The sequence below is a fragment of the Pseudarthrobacter woesei genome, assembly GCF_055412745.1.
Genome location: NZ_JBVAYU010000030.1, coordinates 1 through 2,587, shown reverse-complemented (window position 1 = coordinate 2,587; position 2,587 = coordinate 1). Strand labels below are relative to the sequence as shown.

General features: G+C 66.7%; 1 protein-coding gene and 3 pseudogenes. All 4 read right to left on the bottom strand.

The annotated features are described in order from the left end of the window. Positions 1–244, bottom strand: a pseudogene (locus ACZYZE_RS18880) (pyridoxal 5'-phosphate synthase lyase subunit PdxS); the annotation flags it as partial. A gap of 129 nt (positions 245–373) precedes the next feature. Next, on the bottom strand, positions 374–1,258 hold the full coding sequence (purU, locus tag ACZYZE_RS18875) for a formyltetrahydrofolate deformylase (RefSeq protein WP_463909550.1): 885 nt from the start codon (positions 1,256–1,258) through the stop codon (positions 374–376). 3 nt (positions 1,259–1,261) lie between these two features. Next, positions 1,262–2,242: pseudogene (locus tag ACZYZE_RS18870) on the bottom strand (L-serine ammonia-lyase); the annotation flags it as partial. Then, positions 2,238–2,587 (bottom strand): annotated as a pseudogene (locus tag ACZYZE_RS18865) (glucose-6-phosphate dehydrogenase assembly protein OpcA); the annotation flags it as partial. The pseudogenes ACZYZE_RS18865 and ACZYZE_RS18870, both read right to left, overlap by 5 nt.

Below are 2,587 nucleotides of genomic sequence, written 5' to 3'. Positions count from 1 at the left end.
GGATGACCTGGGCCTCGACGAAGTGGCCGATCCGGACCTTCGCCATGACCGGGATGGACACGGCCGCGATGATCGCCTCGATCATGTCCGGATCGGACATACGGGACACGCCGCCCTGGGCGCGGATGTCGGCGGGTACGCGTTCCAGCGCCATGACGGCCACGGCTCCGGCATCCTCGGCGATGAGGGCCTGCTCGACGTTGACGACGTCCATGATGACGCCGCCCTTGAGCATCTCCGCCATGCCGCGCTTGACGTGGTCGCTGCCCGTAACCCGGGGAAGTGGCTGGTTCACTGGATGTCTCTTTCGTTGTTCTGTGGTGGCCGGCGCCGGCTGACGCGGTGTCGGGCGGACTTCTGGCGGATCCGGCCGCTATTTAAGTACGACGGTCCGGTTGCCCTGGAGGAAGACGCGGCCTTCGCAGTGCCAGCGGACTGCGTTGGAGAGCGCTTTGCGCTCGGTGTCGCGGCCGGCTGCCACGAGGTCGTCGGCGGTGTAGGTGTGGTCCACTTCGACCACTTGCTGGGAGATGATCGGGCCTTCATCGAGCTCCGCGTTGACGTAGTGGGCGGTGGCGCCGACGGTCTTGACGCCACGGGCGTGTGCCTGGTGGTAGGGCTTGGCGCCTTTGAAGGATGGCAGGAAGGAGTGGTGGATGTTGATGGCGCGGCCGTCGAGGCGGCGGGTGAGATTGTCGCTGAGGACCTGCATGTAGCGCGCCAAAACGACCAATTCGACGTCGAGCCGCTTGACGAGCTCCATCAGGCGCTCCTCGGCCGCCGGCTTGGTGTCTGCCGTGACCGGCACATGGAAGAACGGAATGCCGTGCCACTCCACGATCCCGCGGTGATCCGGATGGTTCGAGACGACCCCGACAATATCGATGGGCAGTTCGCCGATGCGTGCCCGGAACAGCAGATCGTTGAGGCAGTGCTCGAATTTGGACACCATGATCAGGACCCGGCGTTTCGCCCCGTGGGCGCGCAGTTGCCACAGCATGCCGAATTTGTCGGCCACGGGGACGAAGGCCTGCCGGAGCGAATCAAGGGTGGCGGGTTTGCCGGGGGAGTCCCCGGACGAGGCGAAGTGGAGCCGCATGAAGAAGTGACCGTCGTCCTGTGAGTCGAATTGTTTGCTTTCCAGGATGTCGCAGCCTTGTTCGAGCAGGAATCCGGACACGGCGTGGACGATTCCCCGGGTTTCCGGGCAGTCGAGGCTCAGAACGTAGTCAGCGGCGCTGCTATTGAGGGTGTCCACGGGTCAGCACTCGATCACGTTCACGGCGAGGCCTCCGCGGGAGGTTTCCTTGTACTTGGTTTTCATGTCCGCTCCTGTTTCGCGCATGGTCTTGATGGCTTTGTCCAGCGACACTTTGTGGCTGCCGTCCCCGTGCAGGCACAGGCGGGCGGCGTCGATGGCCTTGACGCTGGCGATGGCGTTGCGTTCGATGCAGGGGATCTGCACCAGTCCGCCGACCGGGTCGCAGGTCAGCCCGAGGTTGTGTTCGATTCCGACTTCGGCGGCGTTTTCCACCTGCGAGGGAGTGCCGCCCAGGACTTCGCACAGCCCCGCCGCGGCCATGGAGCAGGCCGATCCCACTTCGCCCTGGCAGCCGACCTCGGCCCCCGAGATGGAAGCATTGATCTTGAACAGGATCCCGACGGCGGCTGCCGTCAGGAGGAAGCGGATGACGCCGTCGTCGTTGGCTCCGGGGACGAACTTCACGTAGTAGTGCAGGACGGCCGGCACGATGCCGGCGGCCCCGTTGGTGGGGGCGGTGACGATCCGTCCGCCTGCGGCGTTTTCCTCGTTGACGGCAAGGGCGAACAGGTTCACCCATTCCATGGCGAGCAGCGGGTCCGCCGGCACCTGGACCGGGGACGGGTTCCTCGCTTCGGCTTCGGCGCTGACGGCGAATGCTGCCAGCGTCCGGAACAGAGCCGGGGCACGCCGCTTGACGTTCAACCCGCCGGGCAGGATCCCCTCGGCGGCGCAGCCGTTCTCGACGCACTGGCGCATGACCGCCCAGAGGGCCAGCAGCTTGTCCCGGAGTTCGGCTTCCGTGTGCCAGAGAAGTTCGTTGGCGAGCATGACGTCGGAGATGGACATGTTCTCGCGGGCACAGATTTCCAGGAGCTCGTCGGCTGTGGTGAAGGGGTAGGGCAGCACGGTGTCGTCTGCCACCACCTGGTCAGCGCCTTGCGCGTCCCCGTCGACAACGAAGCCGCCGCCGATTGGTGCGGCGGATGTTGTCGAGGGCGNCCTCGTTGCCCGAGTCCGTGATCCGGCGGTGCGCTATCCGGCCGACCGAGGTCTCACACGCGTTCTTCGGGGCGCCGTGCGGCCACCAGGCCACGATCGGCGCGTCCGGCAGCAGCAGGGCCGCCACGAGCGACTCGCTTTCCTCCGCGAGCTCGCCGTAGCCGCGGAGCAGGATGACCTCGGACGCTCCGGCGTCACCGCCCACGCGGATCTGGGCGTCGAGCCGGGTCGGGGCCGTGGCGCCGGCGTCGGCCAGGACGATGATCCGGCAGGGGTGCTCGCGGCTGGCCTCGTTGGCGGCCTCGATGGCCTCCTCCTCCAGCC